General features: G+C 37.5%; 16 protein-coding genes and 1 riboswitch. Of the genes, 5 read left to right on the forward strand and 11 right to left on the reverse strand.

Features of this window, described 5'->3' with window-relative positions; genetic code table 11:
• Positions 1 to 132: 132 nt before the first annotated feature.
• A complete protein-coding gene (locus tag AMS59_RS22105; protein WP_053485861.1) occupies positions 133 to 489 on the reverse strand; it encodes a VOC family protein in 357 nt (118 codons plus the stop codon).
• 265 nt (positions 490 to 754) lie between these two features.
• Complete coding sequence (locus AMS59_RS22110) at positions 755 to 1,441, reverse strand: VOC family protein (protein WP_053485862.1); 687 nt, start codon at positions 1,439 to 1,441, stop codon at positions 755 to 757.
• Between the two features lie 368 nt (positions 1,442 to 1,809).
• Between AMS59_RS22110 and AMS59_RS22120 the strand changes: the two genes are divergently transcribed.
• The 4 genes from AMS59_RS22120 to AMS59_RS22130 all read left to right on the forward strand — a co-directional run bounded on the left by AMS59_RS22120 (position 1,810) and on the right by AMS59_RS22130 (position 4,411).
• Positions 1,810 to 2,142 (forward strand): DUF3139 domain-containing protein, encoded by a 333-nt coding sequence (locus AMS59_RS22120; protein ID WP_053485864.1) that lies wholly within the window; start codon positions 1,810 to 1,812, stop codon positions 2,140 to 2,142.
• 188 nt (positions 2,143 to 2,330) lie between these two features.
• Positions 2,331 to 2,507 carry a hypothetical protein gene (locus AMS59_RS25615; protein WP_156304748.1) on the forward strand — a complete coding sequence of 59 codons (177 nt, stop codon included), beginning with the start codon at positions 2,331 to 2,333 and terminating at the stop codon, positions 2,505 to 2,507.
• Between the two features lie 189 nt (positions 2,508 to 2,696).
• Positions 2,697 to 3,347: a 5-bromo-4-chloroindolyl phosphate hydrolysis family protein gene (locus tag AMS59_RS22125; RefSeq protein WP_053485865.1), complete on the forward strand. Its 651-nt coding sequence runs from the start codon at positions 2,697 to 2,699 to the stop codon at positions 3,345 to 3,347.
• Positions 3,344 to 4,411: a toxic anion resistance protein gene (locus tag AMS59_RS22130; RefSeq protein ID WP_053485866.1), complete on the forward strand. Its 1,068-nt coding sequence runs from the start codon at positions 3,344 to 3,346 to the stop codon at positions 4,409 to 4,411. The genes AMS59_RS22125 and AMS59_RS22130 overlap by 4 nt, the downstream gene beginning before the upstream one ends.
• 61 nt (positions 4,412 to 4,472) lie before the next feature.
• Here the strand turns inward: AMS59_RS22130 and AMS59_RS22135 are convergent, their stop codons facing one another.
• From AMS59_RS22135 to AMS59_RS22150, 4 genes are all read right to left on the reverse strand, one after another.
• Positions 4,473 to 4,670, reverse strand: a complete 198-nt coding sequence (locus AMS59_RS22135) for a DUF6501 family protein (RefSeq protein ID WP_053485867.1) — start codon at positions 4,668 to 4,670, stop codon at positions 4,473 to 4,475.
• 318 nt (positions 4,671 to 4,988) lie between these two features.
• On the reverse strand, positions 4,989 to 5,720 hold the full coding sequence (locus tag AMS59_RS22140; RefSeq protein WP_053485868.1) for an amino acid ABC transporter ATP-binding protein: 732 nt from the start codon (positions 5,718 to 5,720) through the stop codon (positions 4,989 to 4,991).
• A gap of 12 nt (positions 5,721 to 5,732) precedes the next feature.
• Positions 5,733 to 6,458 (reverse strand): amino acid ABC transporter permease, encoded by a 726-nt coding sequence (locus AMS59_RS22145; RefSeq protein WP_053485869.1) that lies wholly within the window; start codon positions 6,456 to 6,458, stop codon positions 5,733 to 5,735.
• 176 nt (positions 6,459 to 6,634) lie between these two features.
• Positions 6,635 to 7,492: a transporter substrate-binding domain-containing protein gene (locus AMS59_RS22150; RefSeq protein ID WP_053485870.1), complete on the reverse strand. Its 858-nt coding sequence runs from the start codon at positions 7,490 to 7,492 to the stop codon at positions 6,635 to 6,637.
• Between the two features lie 117 nt (positions 7,493 to 7,609).
• A riboswitch (Lysine riboswitch) is annotated at positions 7,610 to 7,796 on the reverse strand.
• A 510-nt stretch (positions 7,797 to 8,306) separates the two neighbouring features.
• Here AMS59_RS22150 and AMS59_RS25620 point away from each other — a divergent pair.
• Positions 8,307 to 9,236, forward strand: coding sequence for a hypothetical protein (locus AMS59_RS25620; protein ID WP_234007882.1), 930 nt, complete (start codon positions 8,307 to 8,309; stop codon positions 9,234 to 9,236).
• Between the two features lie 64 nt (positions 9,237 to 9,300).
• On the opposite strand, the gene odhB is transcribed toward AMS59_RS25620, so the two are convergent.
• From odhB to AMS59_RS22175, 5 genes are all read right to left on the reverse strand, one after another.
• Positions 9,301 to 10,536: a 2-oxoglutarate dehydrogenase complex dihydrolipoyllysine-residue succinyltransferase gene (gene odhB / locus AMS59_RS22155; protein WP_053485871.1), complete on the reverse strand. Its 1,236-nt coding sequence runs from the start codon at positions 10,534 to 10,536 to the stop codon at positions 9,301 to 9,303.
• Positions 10,537 to 10,630: 94 nt separating this feature from the next.
• Complete coding sequence (locus AMS59_RS22160) at positions 10,631 to 13,453, reverse strand: 2-oxoglutarate dehydrogenase E1 component (protein ID WP_053485872.1); 2,823 nt, start codon at positions 13,451 to 13,453, stop codon at positions 10,631 to 10,633.
• A 232-nt stretch (positions 13,454 to 13,685) separates the two neighbouring features.
• Complete coding sequence (locus tag AMS59_RS22165; protein WP_053485873.1) at positions 13,686 to 15,071, reverse strand: HAMP domain-containing histidine kinase; 1,386 nt, start codon at positions 15,069 to 15,071, stop codon at positions 13,686 to 13,688.
• Positions 15,068 to 15,742: a response regulator transcription factor gene (locus AMS59_RS22170; protein WP_053485874.1), complete on the reverse strand. Its 675-nt coding sequence runs from the start codon at positions 15,740 to 15,742 to the stop codon at positions 15,068 to 15,070. The genes AMS59_RS22165 and AMS59_RS22170 overlap by 4 nt, the downstream gene beginning before the upstream one ends.
• Positions 15,743 to 15,858: 116 nt before the next feature.
• A complete protein-coding gene (locus AMS59_RS22175) occupies positions 15,859 to 17,886 on the reverse strand; it encodes a diguanylate cyclase domain-containing protein (RefSeq protein ID WP_053485875.1) in 2,028 nt (675 codons plus the stop codon).
• Positions 17,887 to 17,963: the final 77 nt, after the last annotated feature.

Below are 17,963 nucleotides of genomic sequence, written 5' to 3' on the forward strand. Positions count from 1 at the left end.
CTCGATCAACTCTTACCTTGGTCGAAGACAATTCCAACTAACTGTCACGTTCCAAAGAAAACTAATTAAAGCATACATCAAAGCGCCCACGGAAAAACACGTGGGCGCTATTTGACGCTTACAAATATCTACCTAAATAAATTGTAAATACTCTAAGACATTCCCGAAAGGATCTCTGAAGCTAATAACTTTTCCTGGAGGACAATCCATCGGCTCATCTGCAACAAACTCAACATTATGTTCTTTTAACTTATTGACTGTTTGATGAATGTCTTCTGTTTTTAAAGCTAAAACCACACCTAAAGAATCTTTAGGAATAGATTTAGAGTTTTTCGATTCTTCTAAAACTAAAGGCAAATCTCCATGAACAAGTGTCACGATTTTGGGTCCGTATTGTTTGTTTACCTCAAAACCTAAAACAGTCGTGTAAAAATCAATTGCTTTTTCAATATTAGGTACATAGATGCTGATAACACAAACTTGACTCATATTTCATCCCCCTATTACTCCGGTAATTACCTTTTTGGTATATAAAAAATAATAGAATATATGGTAATATTTTTCAACATTAGAGACATAATCAAGTAGGAATTGCTGACTAACTTGATTAAGAGTTCTTATATTATTTCTAATCATCACTTATCTCTAACTGTCTTAAATAAATTTAGCGGAAGCCAAAACAGCATATGAGCCTTTTCCTTCAAGATTACCTATAGAGATCATTAACCTTTATACGTATTCCCCTTACTATTTATCATACAGAGCAATCTTTGATAATAAATTCACCTTTATCATTTACAATTATCATTTTTCCGTTATCAACTGTAATTTGGAGAGGAAAAATGGTAGAATATTTGTCTGAAAAAATCCATCTTCTTCCGGGATGTGCAAGGATAATAAATATCCCTTTATCTCTTACGCCCATAAAGTTTAGAAATTTGTCGTTTAACGGCTTATGGCCCCTTTCAAATATATGTGCTTTGCCTAATTCTTTTCCTACCTTTAACACATCATCAACGATAAGACCAATTTCACTAATATTCAAAATACTATTGATAGTAAACGGCTCTGAGCTTTCTTCGTTTATGCCATAACGAGCTATAAATTCTACAATATTACCTGAAGGGTCCTCAAAATATATTGCTTGTGCTGGTAAATGTGAAAAGTTTACCTCATCTTCTCCATCCTCTGTTAAAAGTTGGACTTTGTTCTTCAACCAAAATTTCGCTTCTTCAAATTGGTTTGCTGGAATATTGAAGGCAAAATGATAAAATGGTTTGCTAACTGTATCTCTATTCGTGAACTCCAAAATACTAGTGCCTGTTTGAATTTGAAAGCTATCTCTATTTTCAGCAATCATAAGAAACCCTAATTTATTTATATAGAATTCTTTCATAGTTTGTAAATTATCAGTTTGTAAAGTAAGTGATTTAATTTCCATATACAACATTCTCCTATTTCACATGTATTTGGATCATCACCGAAACGTGTGGTTGATTTCCGTTCCGACTGGGCGCTTTCCTGGGGGCGTTCGATAAGCCGCTTCGCTTCGCTGCAGGGTCTTATCTGAAACGCTGATCCCCGAGGAGTCGCCCAGTCTCCACTACAATCAACTATTTGCATAGTAAACGTTTTAACAAAAGTCATCCACAACTTTTGGTGATGAACCATGTATTTGTAAATTAATATAATAAATACAATACCCATTTACATCAATCTTTTGGCTGAAATTAACGGTAATTTTAATGAGTTGACGGCAAAGTTATTCTTATTTACAAACTGGGTAGAACTTGTATAGGGAGTTGTCGAATGAAAAAGTTTTTGATAGTTGCGTTATTCATCATGTTACTTGCACCATTTTGTACTGTACAAATCAAAAAGGAACTATATGAAAAGAGAATCGAAAACTATTTGATTGAAGATAAGTCTTATCAGAAGGACGCTATCCAATCTATTGAATGTAAATGGCATTTTGCAGGTCTTCCAAGTTATTGGGTAAACGTTATTTTTTCAGATGAACCAAATGTCGTCTATATCTATTTTGCTCATGATAAAAACCATTTAGGGCAATTTGACCATTATACAATTGATGGGACGACTCTTTTGACAGAACAATTAAAGCATTTTCGGTCTGGTGAATGACTTAAAATGGACCCGAGGAATTAACAACAGTAAAAAAACCAATACTAATAGATAAAATTTGATTAATGACGTGTGAAGCGATCCAAAAATTCGCGAATTACATTAAATTTGAATACAATATATTGAAAATAATTAATCCTTGATAGGCCTTTTAACACCTATCCGAGTATAGAGATTCTTTCCGTCGTTTGGTCAATTCTATCCGTCGCTTTGGCAGTTCTATCCATCATTTCGATGGTTCTATCCGTCGCTCTGATGATTCTATCCGTCATTTCGATGGTTCCATTCGTCGCTCTGATGATTCAATCCGTCACTTCGGCAGGTCTATCCGTCTTTGCAGAGAAACTGCAATGTCAGACAATTAGTTTGACTTTTTTTCGTCTGGCCCCTTTTCTTCCTAAAAAAGCAAAGGATTTTCTTGTTCTTAAGTAATATCATTGAGAAACTTTACAATTAGCAGTAAAATTTATGTAAGGATTATTATTTCATTGAAACTTTATGTCGATTATTTCGTATAAGAATATAGACATATCTAAATGCTAGGAGGAAGAAACATGCTTAGTGTCGGACAGTTTTTCTCTAGACATACCGCTAGCTTCTTAATTTCTCTCACAACTGTTTCTATAGCAGCAATTGCCGCAGACCCAGGATTCTTCCTTGGTGGTTTATTGTTTGCTGGAACTTACGCGCCAAGTACAGCGTTGTTGAAACATAGACAGAAAAAGAAATTTATGCAAATAGCAGGTATAACAAAAGAAGAATACAAACATATTGAAACACAACTTACAGCAGCAAATAAAAGTATACAAACTTTAAGTCAAAACTATTTACGTGTACGTTCTGTTTCTGCATTTAAGCAATTACTCGAAATGACACGTATTTCAAAAAATATCGTGAAAATAGTGAAAACAGATCCACGAAAATTTTATAATGTAGAACAATTTTTTTATGCACACCTTCCTTCCGCTGTCGAATTAACGGATAAATATACGATGTTATCGAGGCAGCCTGTGAAGGATAAAGAAATCCAGCTTACATTATCAAAAACAAGAGAAACACTCACAGATTTAAATGATACGATTCAAATTGATTTAAAGGATGCGCTTTCCAACGAAATCGACCATCTTCAGATGGAAATCGAATTTGCGAATCGTTCCAATATAAGACGAAAAGAACAATTGGAATGGCGAGGCGATGATAAGTGACAGCAAATGATCACGCATTTGAACTAAATACAATACAAGGTATTTCCCCTCTTGTGCAATCTTATTTAGAAACAACTCCAAATAATGAGGCGATGGCGACGTATGAAACGCTATCGCCTCTTGCACAAAGTCGAGCACTTCTTTTTGCTAGCCAGCTAGACCTGACAAACTTCGAATCTGTCCTGTCTTTAGGGCAAGGTTCACAGCGAGCGCTTTCTCAATTTGCTGATCGAATGCTTGTACAAGTAAAACAGAAAGACGTTTCAAAAGTTGGCCAAATGTTAGATTCATTAATGCAAACGTTAGACCGTGTGGACCCTAACGCATTAGAACCAAAAAAGCAGTCCTTTTTTCAAAAAATGTTTGGCAAAATCGAGCCTACTGTTAAGCAAACATTAACGGAGTTTGAACGTATTAGTATCCAAGTAGAACGCATTGGTGTTCAGCTCGAACGTTCACAGCTTCAAATGATTAAAGATGTAGAAATGCTTGAAGAACTTTATGCACATAATAGAGGATTCTTTGAGGAGTTAGCGACTGCTATTGCAGCAGGACAAATGAAGAAGCAGCAAGCAATCGAAGTCGAGCTTCCTGCAAAGGTGACTAGTTTACAGGCAACGAATCAACCACTTGCGGTACAACAGCTGAATGATTTTGCCGCTCAAATCGAACGTTTAGATCAACGTATTTATGACTTACAAGTTTCTCAGCAGGTTGCCTTACAAACTGCTCCACAAATACGCATGATTCAGCAGTCCAATCAAACGCTAGCTGAAAAAATCGAATTTTCAATCGGTACTCTTATTCCACTTTGGAAAAATCAATTGGCCATGATGTTATCCATGCATATGGATCATCACTACGCACAATTAGAGGAAAGATTATCTCGTACAAATGATCGTTTTACGAGCCCTTCCTTCGAACAGCAGGTATCGAAATTCAAAGAAACACAGCATGAGCTGAAGGCAGCTATCAAAGACGTCTTTGCCCTTCATACAGCTACAGAACAGGAAAAACAGCAATTACAGGATGTAGCTGAATTAAAGAGCTTTAAGGGAGAATGATTCCGTTTTTCCAACAAATAAGGGTGGCTCAGAAATCTGAACCACCCTTTGATTTTTATGCTCATTCAAAATAATCTTTATAGTAGCCACCGATATTACCAGTGTTATCGATAATAAAAATGAATTCTTCTGTTTCATTTTTCACATCATATTGTTTCCCTACTGTTAATACGTTTGAAACTAAATATTTTGATGCATTTGTATGCTTACAAGTAACTGTGCGTACTGTTGGAGCATCTTTCCATTTTAAATGTAACATAATCTCTCTACCTCTCTTTACTAGCGCGAAGCTAATGTCTATTGCTTATTTTATAATATTTTTGAACTTTTGTGGAGAAAAAAACCATAGAAGTTCATATTTTCTCCGTAACTATCGTTTTTTAACCATATCAATCATAAAAATTTTTATTTCGAGGTGTTAATATGAGCTTTGGTGGTGTACCGCAATGGTTTTTTATATTGGCCGTTGCATTTGCAATTTGCTTTGTTTTATACGCAGAATGGAATTCTAGAAAATAAGTGAGCCCATTCATTTGGACTCACTTTTTTTGTTAATGCAACCGTATGTGTAAACTCATTATCTTAATGTTCGTTTTAAAAACTCTTTTGTCCGTTCATGCTGAGGGTTTACTAAAACCTGCGATGGTGGTCCTTCCTCCACAATAACACCTTTATCCATAAATACAACACGGTCTGCTACTTCTTTAGCAAATTCCATTTCATGTGTCACAATTAACATCGTATTCCCAGCATCCGCTAGCTGACGCATTACCTTCAACACTTCACCAACCATTTCTGGGTCAAGAGCTGACGTCGGTTCATCAAACAGCATCACATCTGGGCTCATTGACAATGCTCGCGCAATCGCTACCCGCTGTTTTTGACCGCCAGATAGCTGCCTTGGCTTCGCATTGACGTATTGATCCATACCGACAATTTGCAAATATTTTAGAGCAACTTCGTCAGCTTCTGCCTTCGAACGCTTTAATACTTTCATTTGACCAACTGTACAGTTTTTTAGCACATTATGATTGTTAAATAAGTTAAATTGCTGGAATACCATACCTAAATGTGTACGGTATTCTTGGATATTATGCTTATCGTCTAAAATGTTGTCACCTTTATAAATAATTTGACCGCCACTTGGTGTTTCTAGTAAATTAATGCAACGTAGTAGTGTTGATTTACCAGATCCGGAAGAACCGATTAAGCAAACAACCTCGCCCTTTTCTACTTGAAAATTTACATCTTTTAACACTTGGTTACGCCCAAATGATTTACTTAAATGCTCGATTTTAATAACTGCCATCTGTTCGTCCCCCTATACTGCTTCTTTCTGTTCTTTTTGGTAGGCATCTGGTCCATCCAGTCGTTTTTCTACATACAGTAAAATTCTAGATGCTGTGAATGTCATGATGAAATAAAGGACACAAGCTACAAAGAAGGATTCAAAATAGCGGAAGTTATTACCTGCAATCGACTTTGTTTGGAAGTATAATTCCGTAACCCCGATAACGTTTAATACTGCTGTATCTTTAATATTCATAATTAATTGATTACCTGTTGCAGGCAATATATTTCGCGCAACTTGTGGTAATACAACATGTAGCATAATTTGAAAATGATTCATACCAATGGCTGATGCAGCCTCGTACTGCCCCTTATCAATGGAAACAATACCGCCACGCACAATTTCAGTCATATATGCACCTGTGTTTAGTGAAACAACTAAAATACCTGCTGTAATAAAGTGCATATCAATACCAAATGCAATATCTAATCCGTAAAATACAACCATCGCTTGTACAATCATTGGTGTACCACGGAAGAATTCGACATAGCATGTTAGTATAAAATTAAAGAGCTTTAGGCTATAGAATTTTAAACCCTTTTTACGAACCTTGATGGTATGCATAATTCCAATGAAAAATCCGATAAGTGCACCAATAACTGTACTAATAATCGAAATAAGTAATGTATAATACGCACCTCGTAAAAACATTTGCCAGTTGTTCTCAACAATAGAAATAATCCATTCAAAACTCATGATGTTCCTCCTAACTACGTCGTGTTGCTTGTTCGTTACAGTATCGTGTCTTAGCTAGAGCCTTTGATTCTTTTATTTTATGAAACTTTTAGCCAAGACATTATTATATTTAGAGATTCTTATTAAATATGATGTAATGATATGGCACGGACTAGCAGATAGCCCGTGCCATCATGTTATTGTGCTGCTGGTTGTTGGTGAATTGCTTCTTCCATAATTTTTTGGCGATCATCTTCAGAAATACCTTTTAAGATTTCATTGATTTTTTCAAGATCTGCATCACCTTTACGTAAACCAACTGCAATAGATGTATTTGAAATATCTGTATCGAAACCTTTTTCAAACTTTACATACGTGAACTTATCATTTGCAGCAGCCGCGGAAATACCTTCTGGACGCTCTGCTACATAGCCGTCAATTTTTCCTGCTTCTAATGCTACACGCATTGCTGGGAAGTTATCCATTGCTGTTTGTTTTTTTACATCTTTGATTTGATCAATAACATTGTAGTTAGACGTATTTAATTGTGATGTAATTTTTGCACCGGAGAAATCTTGGATAGATTTTGCTTTTTCATATTCACTGCCTTTTTTGATGACCATCACAAAATCAGACGTATAATAGTTTTCGGTGAAATCAATTGTTTGCTTACGCTCTTTAGTAGGTGACATCCCTGCAATGATTGCATCGATTTTGTTTGATTGTAATGCTGGTACTAAACCATCCCATTCCAATTTCACGATAACTAATTTTTTTCCTAAGCCTTCAGCAATTTTTTTCGCCATTTGCACATCATATCCGCCTGCATATTCTGCATTATCAGCAATTTTCACTGCGCCATTTGCATCATCTTGCTGTGTCCAGTTAAACGGAGCATAGCCTGCTTCCATCCCAACGCGGAATTCACCACCGCCGCCGTCTTTTTCAGCACCAGCATCGCCTGTTGCCTCATCCTTTTTGTCTTTTGCCCCACATGCAGCCAACACAATTGCAGTCACTACAGTTAACATTAATACCAACCATTTTCTTTTCATGTAAAACTCCCCTTTTCTGTAAAAAAATAAAACAACTGTACGAAAAAAGACCTAAGCATTGAACTTAGGTCTTACTTTAATTGACAGTTGCCCAAATCCTCACTATAAATTCCATGTTTCCGAGATAGCACAACCTAGTAAATCCTGGAATTAATTTACTAGGACAGTCCTGCACTTATTCACTGCAGACCCAGCATAAAAGTACGAGCTCCTTTTATACTTCGGCGATAGTTCCTTCTCCATTGCGTCTACGCTTGCTTTTACTCAACAATGAACTAATAAATACCGCGCCTCTACCTCACGATAGGATAAATGTGAGGTTTGTATATTTAATTGATATTAAGATACTACTATAAAACGAATATGTTCGTCAATACAATATTATTATTTTTCTGACTAATTACAATATTAGGGTTTTATTTCTTTTAAAGCGTTATATACACTTTTGCAAAGTTGGAAATGATTAAGACTGCCGCTTTCCTAAAAGAGTCTACAAAGTCGCCCATGCTCCATTGTACGAACTCCAATCAACTTTTATACTTAGATACGTTTATAACAAATGTAATGAAGAGCTTATTTTTCAGAAAATCCGCAAATAATTAATACTCAACTTGCTTTCTAGTAATTCAAAAGAAATTGTGGATCAGGACAGATAATATCCTTTGCACTATACATCTTACTTAAATGATAGGACAACCTATCCGCCAGTTCGTTTTCCATCCGTCGCTCTGGCCTTTCTTTCCCTCGCTTCGATTGCTTTATCCGTCGCTTCGTTTTCTATCCGTCGTTCTGGCTCTTCTTTCCGTCGTTTCGATTGCTTTATCCGTCACTTCGGCTCTTCTTTCCGTCGCTTCGTTTCCTATCCGTCGCTCTGGCCTTTCTTTCCGTCGCTTCCATTGCTTTATCCGTCACTTTGGCTCTTCTTTCCGTCGCCTCGTTTTCCATCCGTCGTTCTGGCTCTTCTTTCCGTCGTTTCGATTGCTTTATCCGTCACTTTGGCTCTTCTTTCCGTCGCTTTGTTTTCTATCCGTCGCTCTGGCCTTTCTTTCCGTCGCTTCGATTGCTTTATCCGTCGCTTCGTTTTCTATCCGTCGCTCTGGCCTTTCTTTCCGTCGCTTCCATTGCCCTACCCGTCGCTCTGACTCTTCTTTCCGTCGCTTCGATTACTTTATCCGTCGCTCTTGCTCTTCTTTCCGTCGCTTCCATTGCTTTATCCGTCGCTCTGGCTCTTCTTTCCGTCGCTTCGTTTCCTATCCGTCGCTCTGGCCTTTCTTTCCATCGCTTCGATTGTTTTATCCGTCATTTTGGCTCTTCTTTCCGTCGCTTCGTTTTCTATCCGTCGTTCTGGCTCTTCTTTCCGTCGCTTCGTTTTCTATCCGTCGTTCTGGCTCTTCTTTCCGTCGTTTCGATTGCTTTATCCGTCGCTTCGTTTTCTATCCGTCGCTCTGGCCTTTCTTTCCGTCGCTTCGATTGCTTTATCCGTCGCTTTGGCTCTTCTTTCCGTCGCTTCGTTTTCTATCCGTCGCTCTGGCCTTTCTTTCCGTCGCTTCCATTGCCCTACCCGTCGCTCTGGCTCTTCTTTCCGTCGCTTCGATTACTTTATCCGTCGCTCTTGCTCTTCTTTCCGTCGCTTCGATTGCTCTATCCGTCGCTCTGGCCTTTCTTTCCGTCGTTTCAATTGCCCTATCCGTCGCTCTGGCTCTCCTTTCCGTCGCTTCGATTGTTTTATCCGTCGCTACCTTAAATGTTCCATAAAAAGAAAAAAACCCTGCAAAACAATGTTTTGCAGGGGTTAATAAATTCAGGAATTAAGAATTTAATAATAAATCTTCTGGGTTTTCAAGAAGTTCTTTAACAGTTTTAAGGAAGCCTACAGAATCTTTACCATCGATAATACGGTGGTCATAAGAAAGAGCTAAGTACATCATTGGGCGAATTTCTACTTCACCATTCACTTCAACTGGACGTTTTTTGATCGTATGCATACCAAGAATACCAGCTTGAGTACCATTCATGATAGGTGTAGACATTAATGAACCGAATACCCCACCATTTGTAATTGTGAATGAGCCACCTGAAAGATCAGCTAAACCTAATTTTTTGTCGCGAGCTTTTTTCGCTAGGTCTGCAATTGAATCTTCAATTTCTGCAAAGTTTTTGCGGTCAGCGTCACGTACAACTGGTACTACTAAACCTTCTTCAGTTGATACAGCTACACCGATATCAAAGAAGTTGTTTAAGTGAATTTCATCGCCAGCGATTTGTGCGTTCACATATGGGTATTTTTTAAGAGCTGCAACTACAGCTTTTGTGAAGAATGACATGAAACCAAGTTTTGAGCCAGTTGACTCGAAGAATTGGTCTTTTTTACGAGAACGTAAAGCCATAACGTTTGTCATATCTACTTCGTTGAATGTAGTTAACATTGCTGTAGATTGTTTTACTTCAAGTAAACGTTTCGCAATTGTTTGGCGACGACGGCTCATTTTTTCAACTGTTACACGTGATTCGTCTACAGCTGCAACTGCTTTAGGTGCTGCTGGAGCTGCTTGTGGTGCTGCCACTGGAGCTGTACCATGAGCTGCTACGTCTTGTACACGTACACGGCCTTGTGGATCTACTGGAGATACAGCAGCAAGGTCAATACCTTTTTCACGAGCAAGTCTACGTGCTGCTGGAGATGCGATTACACGCTCACCAGAAGTTTCTTCTACAACTGGAGCTGCTGCAACAGGAGCAGGTGCCGCTTGTGGCGCTGCTGGAGCTGGAGCTGCCTCAACTGGAGCTGCTGGAGCAGGTGCTGCACCTTCGCCAGCTTCTACAACTGCGATAACTTGACCTACAAGTACAGTATCGCCTTCTTCAGCTAAAATTTGAGTTAAAACTCCCGCTTCTTCAGAAATGATTTCAGCGTTTACTTTATCTGTTTCAAGTTCAACGATGAATTCACCTTTTTCAACGCGATCGCCCACTTTTTTTACCCACTGTGCGATACTACCTTCTGTAATCGATTCTGCTAATTCAGGGACTTTAATTTCAGCCACTTTCATTTCCTCCTTTAATTAACGTGCATTGGTGCACATAAAAGGGCTACTGCCTAAGCAGCAAGTAGCCCGGCTCTCAAATTTTAATATGTGATTATTTAACCTTTACAGGCTCAGAAACTGCTTCTTCTACAAGTGCTGCTTGAGCTGCTTTATGAGAATCTGCATCACCTTCAGAAGTCGAGCTCATTGCAGGACGGCCTACATAACGTAGCTTTTTACCTTCTGAAAGGTCGTGTAATGTTTCTAATGCATAATTCCAAGAACCTTGGTTTTTAGGTTCTTCTTGTACCCAAACGATTTCTTTAGCATTAGGATACTTAGCAATAATATCAGCAACTTGCTCTTTTGGGAATGGGTAAAGTTGTTCTACACGAACAATGTGTAAGTGATCGAAGCCTTCACCATCTTTAATACGATCTGCGATGTCGATCATTACTTTACCTGAACCTAATACAATGCGTTCTACAGCTTCAGTTTTTGAACCTAGGCCTGGTTGTTCAATTACTTCTTGGAATGAGCCATTTGCTAATTGATCAGCATTTGCTGCAGCTAATGGGTGACGAAGTAAGTACTTAGGTGATACAACTACAAGTGGTCGAACGCCTTCTGTTCCTAACAATGCTGCTTGACGACGTAATAAGTGGTAGTAGTTACCTGCGTTTGAGCAGTTTGCTACGAACCAGTTATTTTCAGCTGACATTTGTAAGTAACGTTCCATACGGCTTGAAGAGTGTTCTGGACCTTGACCTTCATAACCATGTGGTAAAAGAATCACTAAACCAGATTTTTGACCCCATTTAGCACGTGCACCTGAAATAAAGTTATCGAACATCACTTGTGCCATGTTAGCGAAGTCACCAAATTGAGCTTCCCAAACTGATAATACATGGCCATTTTCTAAATTGTAACCATATTCAAAGCCCACTACCCCAGCTTCTGTAAGTGGAGAGTTGTGTACTGTAAATGATGCATTAGCACCTGAAATATGGTGAAGTGGCGTGAATAAATTACCATTGTTTTTGTCATGTAACACTAAGTGACGTTGAGAGAACGTACCACGTTGTGCATCTTGACCTGTAAAACGAACTGGTGTGCCATCTTGAATAATTGTTGCATAAGCTAATGTTTCTGCATGACCCCAGTCGATTTTTGCAGAAGCAAATGCATCACGGCGTTTTTCTAAAATTTTACCAAGTTTTTTCTGTGGTTCAAAGTTATCTTCAAACACTAAAAGTTCTTCGTTAATTTTTCCTAGACGTTCCGCACCAACTGCTGTATCAATTTGTGGGAATTCTACTTTTAGTTCTTCTGGCATTTCTAAATGCTTGTGCTCATCTTTATCTGCCATTTCTTTTACATGATCATAAGCTGCTTGCATTTCGGCATAAATAGCTGCATCTAATGCTGCTACTTCATCAGCTGAAACTACACCCTCAGCTGCTAATTGAGCACCGTATAAAGCACGAACGGGTTCATGTTTAGAAACTAATTTATATGTTTCAGGGTTTGTAACAGTTGGATCATCAGTTTCATTGTGACCATGACGGCGGTAACCAATTAAGTCAACAACGATATCTTTACCGAATTTTTGACGGTAGCTAGCTGCGAAACGACCTACTAAAGCTACAGACTCAGGGCTATCTGCGTTTACATGTACAACTGGTACTTCGTAACCTTTTGCAGGGTCAGAAGAGTAAACAGATGAACGAGAGTCTTGTAGTTCAGTTGTAAATCCAATCATATTGTTAGCAATGACATGGATTGTACCACCAGTAGTGAACCCTTCAGTTTTTGCAAAGTTTAATACTTCTGTTACGATCCCTTGACCTGGGAACGCAGCATCACCATGCACAAGAATACCTAATCCTTTTGTGCGGTTATGGATAGCTTGCCCTGGTTTAGAAGTGTCATCTTGTGCTGCACGTGCAGTACCTAAAACAACTGGATTTCCTACTTCTAAGTGAGATGGGTTGTATGCAAGTTTAACATTCATACCAGTTTCACGGTTGTAAGAAGCACCCATGTGGTACTTAACATCACCAGTCCAACCTTTAGTAATTTCAAGGCGACCATTTTCTGGCATAAATAATTCATTAGATACATGTGCAAAGTCAGAGAACATCATATCGTATGGTTTATTTAAAATGTGTGTTAACACATTTAAACGACCACGGTGAGCCATACCAATACGTACATTTTCTACGCTATTTGTTTCAGCTGTATTTAAAATTTCATCAAATAGGATAATTTGAGTATCTAAACCTTCACCAGAGAAACGCTTTTGACCTACAAAAGTTTTATGAATAAACTTCTCGAAATTTTCAACACGAGTTAATCGATCTAATAAAGCTTTTTTCTCATTAGAAGCTAATGCTTGTTTAAATGAACCTGATTCAATTTGTGCTTGAATCCAATCACGTTCTTCTGTTGTTACTACGTGATTATATTCAAATGCTACTTTTTCTGTATAAACAGATTTTAAGTAATCGATTGCATCTTTACCATTTTTCACGTTAGCTGGCACATCTTTGAAGAAGATAGCTGCAGGAATTTCAGCTAAATCTGCAGCGCTTAAGTTGAACGCGCTTTCTTCAATTTGAGCTGTTTGTAGTTCACGGTTATTCAAAGGGTAGATATCTGCCGCTAAATGACCATGTGTACGAATTGCATCTGCTAGTTTCACAGCTGCTAATACTTTCTTATAATCGCCAGCAGGAGCTGCTGCATTACTAGCTACAGCTACTTCACCTTCTACTACTACTGGTGCACCAAATTGTTGGAATAATAATACTAACTCCGGTTCTACTTCTTCAGGAGACTGTAAGAATAAGTCGTATTGCTCCATCACATATCCTAAGTTAGGACCAGAAAAAGCTGACCATGGAGAACTTACAGTTGTAACGTTGTTCGACATGAAAAATGACCTCCAAATTTTGCCTTTCGGCAGTTCCATTAATTAAATTACAATTAATTATATAATATTTCTCCGTTCTTTAAAAGGATGTTTAACACAACTTATCCATAATTTAAAGAACGTTTTTTCCATCTCAATCTTACTACTCTTCACAAAAAATACAACTCTTTTTATAAAATTAAGCAAATTTTTTCGTAAAGGCTAAAATAATTAAATAAAGCGTGTATTTTTCTCAATATTTTAGCGGGAATTTCATCAAGAAAACGGTTCCAATATTTTTTTCACTCTTGACTTCTACAGTACTATTATATTTTTCAAGCAACATTTTTGTAATACTAAGCCCTAAGCCCGTTCCGCCTATTTGACGATTTCTAGCTTCATCAACCCGATAAAAACGATCGAAAATGAACGGAATGTTTTCTTCAGCTATACCAATTCCATTATCTTCTATTTTTATAAGTGCCTCATTTCCAGAAATAGAAAGTGAAATTTGAATCTCAGGAATTTTTTCACAATAACGAATTGCATTTTCTATTATATTACGAACAATTTGGCTAAGTGCATTTTCTGTTATAAATAATCGCCCTATTTCTTCATTTTTCGACAGCGTTATTCGAGCTTTTGGATGAAGGCGTCTTGTTTCCTCTAGAACCGCTTCTATAACAACTACTGCATCAGCCTCACTTTTGATATCCTTTTCTTCACGGCGCGCAAGTTCTAATAATTCTTCAATCATTTTACGCATTCGTGCAATTTCCATAAGTGAAGTATCAATAGATTCCTCTAAAATTTCTGGATCATCCTTCCCCCACCTTTTCAATAGGGAAAGATGTCCTTCAATTGCCTGTATAGGTGTTCGTAACTCGTGAGAAGCATCCGCAACAAATTGTTGCTGCTGTGTAAACGAAATTTGCAATTCATTCATCATCGCGTTGTACATATTCAATAAATCACCAATCTCATCATGAGACGTGTAAGTTAATTGAATTGGTTCATTAAATCCTTTATCCATAACGGTTTTCATGGATGAACGTAACCCACGTAATGGTTTCATCAAATAATTGGCAAGATAAAACCCAATTGAAGCTGATAACAATAATGCTCCTATACCAGCTATTAGCATTGTAGTCAATAGATATTGCATCAAAGACTGGAACTTTGATAATGGATGAATCACCTGAATATACCCATGAAAGAAACCGAGCTGAATCCGTTGATTTATGACAAAGACATCCTTTTTATCAATCGTCATTTTAATAATTTCACCTATCGAAGTAAGAGGTGCAACTTTTGTATTATCATTAATACTTAAAATCTTTTCGCCATCTGAATTAAACAATTTAACCGTTTGATTACGATCCGCAATAGAATTTAAAAGACCTTGGTTTTGCTGAATTTGATCAACCGTAAGACCCGGTCCCTGTGACTCTAAAAAATACACCAAATCATCGCTTGTCCGTTTGATTTTACTCGCCTCGTCATTTAATAGCCATGTATGCAATGAAATATAGACGACTATACAAATGATCGTGTAGCTAAAAAAGATAACAGCACTAGATGTTAGCATCCATTTTCTTTGTAATGACTGATTGACTAAATAATCTTTCAATTTTTTCATTCACGCATCACGTACCCAACCCCACGAACGGTTTCGATATAGGCATTCATATCACCCGGTAGTTTTGTTCGTAAATGCCGGATATATACATCTACGACATTTGTCTCTATATCCGTATCATACCCCCAAACAGAGGTTAAAATTATCTCTCGTGTACAAACTTTATTTTTATGCTCTATTAATAATTTAAGTAAATCATATTCTGTTTTCGTTAAATCAAGCTTTTTCCCTTGAACAAATACTTCATAGGCCGCTACATTCATTTCGATATCACGAAAATGTAATGAACCCCCAATTTTTTCATCAGGTGTCACCCGACGTATTATTGTACGAATTCTAGCTAGTAGTTCTTCAATAGCGAATGGTTTTACTATGTAGTCATCTGCACCAGCATCTAAGCCTGCTACACGATCCATCACAGCATCTCGTGCTGTTAACAATATAATAGGTACCTTTGACTGCGTACGTATTCGACGACAAATTTCAATCCCATTTATCCCCGGAAGCATAACATCTAATAACAACACATCAAAATTTTCAGATGAAGCTAGCGCAAGTCCTTCACGTCCATCAAAAGCGACGAATACATCGTAGCCTTCATGCTTTAATTCTAGCTCCACAAAGCGAGCGATATGCTTCTCATCTTCCACCAAAAGTATTTTTTTAGGCATTTCTTCACCTTCTATTCTAAAATAACTATGAGGGGTTTCCTCTTTAATACTGTTATAGCATAACATCAAACAAAAAGTCTGTACCACAAGTAGTTACTCGTTTGTACAGACTTTTTTCAATGAGTGCCAGTAATATAAAGATTATTTTTTCCAATTTCCTTCGCTTTATATAAAGCTTGATCTGCCAATTCTAGCAATTCATTTAATGTTTGACCGTGATCCGGGTAATAAGCGATACCAATGGAGGCAGTTGGAGCAAAGTGATGACTCTCGATCGTCCAGCCCTTTTTAAGTTCATTACGGATGCGATTAATAATATCCATTATTTGTTTATGCCTCTTCTTATCATCCCCTGTTAAACCTGTTAGGACGACAATAAATTCATCGCCACCCATACGAATTACTAAATCGTGGTTACGGACAGCAGTAATTAAAACTTGGCCAAACTTTCGGATAAAATCATCCCCCGTATCATGGCCGTGCCGATCATTAACATCCTTAAAGTCATCCCCATCTAGATAGAGCATAGCTAAACACTCTTTCCGTTCTTTTGCTTCTGCCAATAGTTTCGGAAACTCCGTGTGTAAAAAACGACGATTTGGTAGTTGTGTTAATGTATCGTGATAAGCTAAATATAATAGGTCATTCTCTCGTTCCTTACGATGAGTTATTTCACGAGATACCATCATAATTTGTGAAACTTTTTCGCGCTCTGGATCATGAACAACCGTGACGTTTCCTTCAGTCCAAACAGGCGTACCATCCTTTGCCTTTAGCAGTAGCTCAAACTGTGTTTCCGTTTGACCCGAATAATTATTTAGAAACGTTTGCCAAGCCTTCTTACTTTGTTCATCCACAATGTTGCTGTAAAACTGACCTTGTAATTCTACATTTTCGTAGCCTAAGAAAATCCCATAGGAAGGCGAAGCATAAATAATGATGCCATCTTCGTTTGTTATGACAATTAAATCATTTGTATTTTCTGTAATGAGACGGAATGTACGTTCAATATTTTTCAATTCTGTTAACATTCTTTTCTTGTCCGTAATATCATAGTTAATGGATAAATATTTTTCTGTCTCGCCAAATTCATTTTTTAATGGAACTATCGATGCTTCTACCCAAAAATCAGCATGGAATTTTGTACGGTAGCATAGCTCGCCTCGCCAAATATTCCCCGCTCTAAGTGTTTTACTAACTAATTGTAATAAATTCTCCTTATTGTCACGAGGCTCTATTAATTTAAAAGGTTGACCTATTAGCTCTTCTGCCGTGAAGCCAGTCGCGTTTAAAAACAAATCATTAACTTCTAGAATAATACCATCACTATCCAAAACAGCAATGGACGCTGCAGAATTTAGAGCAGCCTTAAAAACCTCTAAACCATGTGATTTTGAGCGTAACTCTGCTTTTTGTTCAGTGAATTGTGTGCAGTCCTGCATGAGAAGAAAAATAGCAAAAGAGTTATCCCCCTGCATAACAGGAGATAGTGATACTAAATACGTGCGCTCTTTTTTATCCAGTGTATGAAGCTTGATGAGTTTTTCACCAATATTTTCGCCCAAAGCTGCTCTTTGTAAATAGTTTTGTATGTTTCCTACTTCATCTTCAGGAACAATTGGTAGGTCGACGAATAATTGCTGTTTAACCGTTTCTGTATCTAATTCAAAGTCTTCCGTGAAGCTGGAGTTCACCTCATAAATAGAGCCTTCAGCTGATAAGATGACCGTTGAAAAAAAAGCATGATCGAACATTGAGCGCAGAAATAAAAACTTATCTTCGATGCTGCGATCATAAAGAATCTCTTTTGTTATGGCTAAAATATAGTCTTCTTTATTATGTTTAAACGGCCGAACAGAAGTCTCATATTTACGAACTTCTGCTTTAAAATAGGCATAATCCACATAGTCAACCTGACTATGCTTCATAATTGCTTGGTGATAATTTTCTTGAATTATTAAAAAATTGCGACTTGAAGTAATGGTAGAAAGCATTTCCCCAATTGCCTCTTGTGAAACCAAAGCTCGAGCTGCTTGATTTAAGCGAATATATTGATAATCGTCACCCACTTTTTTCATTAAAAAGACAAAATCTTTTCCAATAAACAAGTCATTAAATAAGTCTTCGCTTAAAAGATATTCCATGCTGTCACCCCCATAAGTCGTTATTGTTACTATTAAATAGAATTTTCATATAATTTCTGTTTTTACAAAAAAATCAA

It is taken from the genome of Lysinibacillus sp. FJAT-14745 (assembly GCF_001275675.1).
Taxonomy (GTDB): Bacteria; Bacillota; Bacilli; order Bacillales_A; family Planococcaceae; genus Lysinibacillus.

Bases quoted from the DNA above. Each gene is read 5' to 3' on its own strand.
- AMS59_RS22105 (WP_053485861.1), bottom strand. From the start codon at position 489: ATGAGTCAAGTTTGTGTTATCAGCATCTATGTACCTAATATTGAAAAA.
- AMS59_RS22110 (WP_053485862.1), bottom strand. From the start codon at position 1,441: ATGGAAATTAAATCACTTACTTTACAAACTGATAATTTACAAACTATG.
- AMS59_RS22120 (WP_053485864.1), top strand. From the start codon at position 1,810: ATGAAAAAGTTTTTGATAGTTGCGTTATTCATCATGTTACTTGCACCA.
- AMS59_RS22125 (WP_053485865.1), top strand. From the start codon at position 2,697: ATGCTTAGTGTCGGACAGTTTTTCTCTAGACATACCGCTAGCTTCTTA.
- AMS59_RS22135 (WP_053485867.1), bottom strand. From the start codon at position 4,670: ATGTTACATTTAAAATGGAAAGATGCTCCAACAGTACGCACAGTTACT.
- AMS59_RS22140 (WP_053485868.1), bottom strand. From the start codon at position 5,720: ATGGCAGTTATTAAAATCGAGCATTTAAGTAAATCATTTGGGCGTAAC.
- AMS59_RS22145 (WP_053485869.1), bottom strand. From the start codon at position 6,458: ATGAGTTTTGAATGGATTATTTCTATTGTTGAGAACAACTGGCAAATG.
- AMS59_RS22150 (WP_053485870.1), bottom strand. From the start codon at position 7,492: ATGAAAAGAAAATGGTTGGTATTAATGTTAACTGTAGTGACTGCAATT.
- AMS59_RS22160 (WP_053485872.1), bottom strand. From the start codon at position 13,453: ATGTCGAACAACGTTACAACTGTAAGTTCTCCATGGTCAGCTTTTTCT.
- AMS59_RS22165 (WP_053485873.1), bottom strand. From the start codon at position 15,071: ATGAAAAAATTGAAAGATTATTTAGTCAATCAGTCATTACAAAGAAAA.
- AMS59_RS22170 (WP_053485874.1), bottom strand. From the start codon at position 15,742: ATGCCTAAAAAAATACTTTTGGTGGAAGATGAGAAGCATATCGCTCGC.
- AMS59_RS22175 (WP_053485875.1), bottom strand. From the start codon at position 17,886: ATGGAATATCTTTTAAGCGAAGACTTATTTAATGACTTGTTTATTGGA.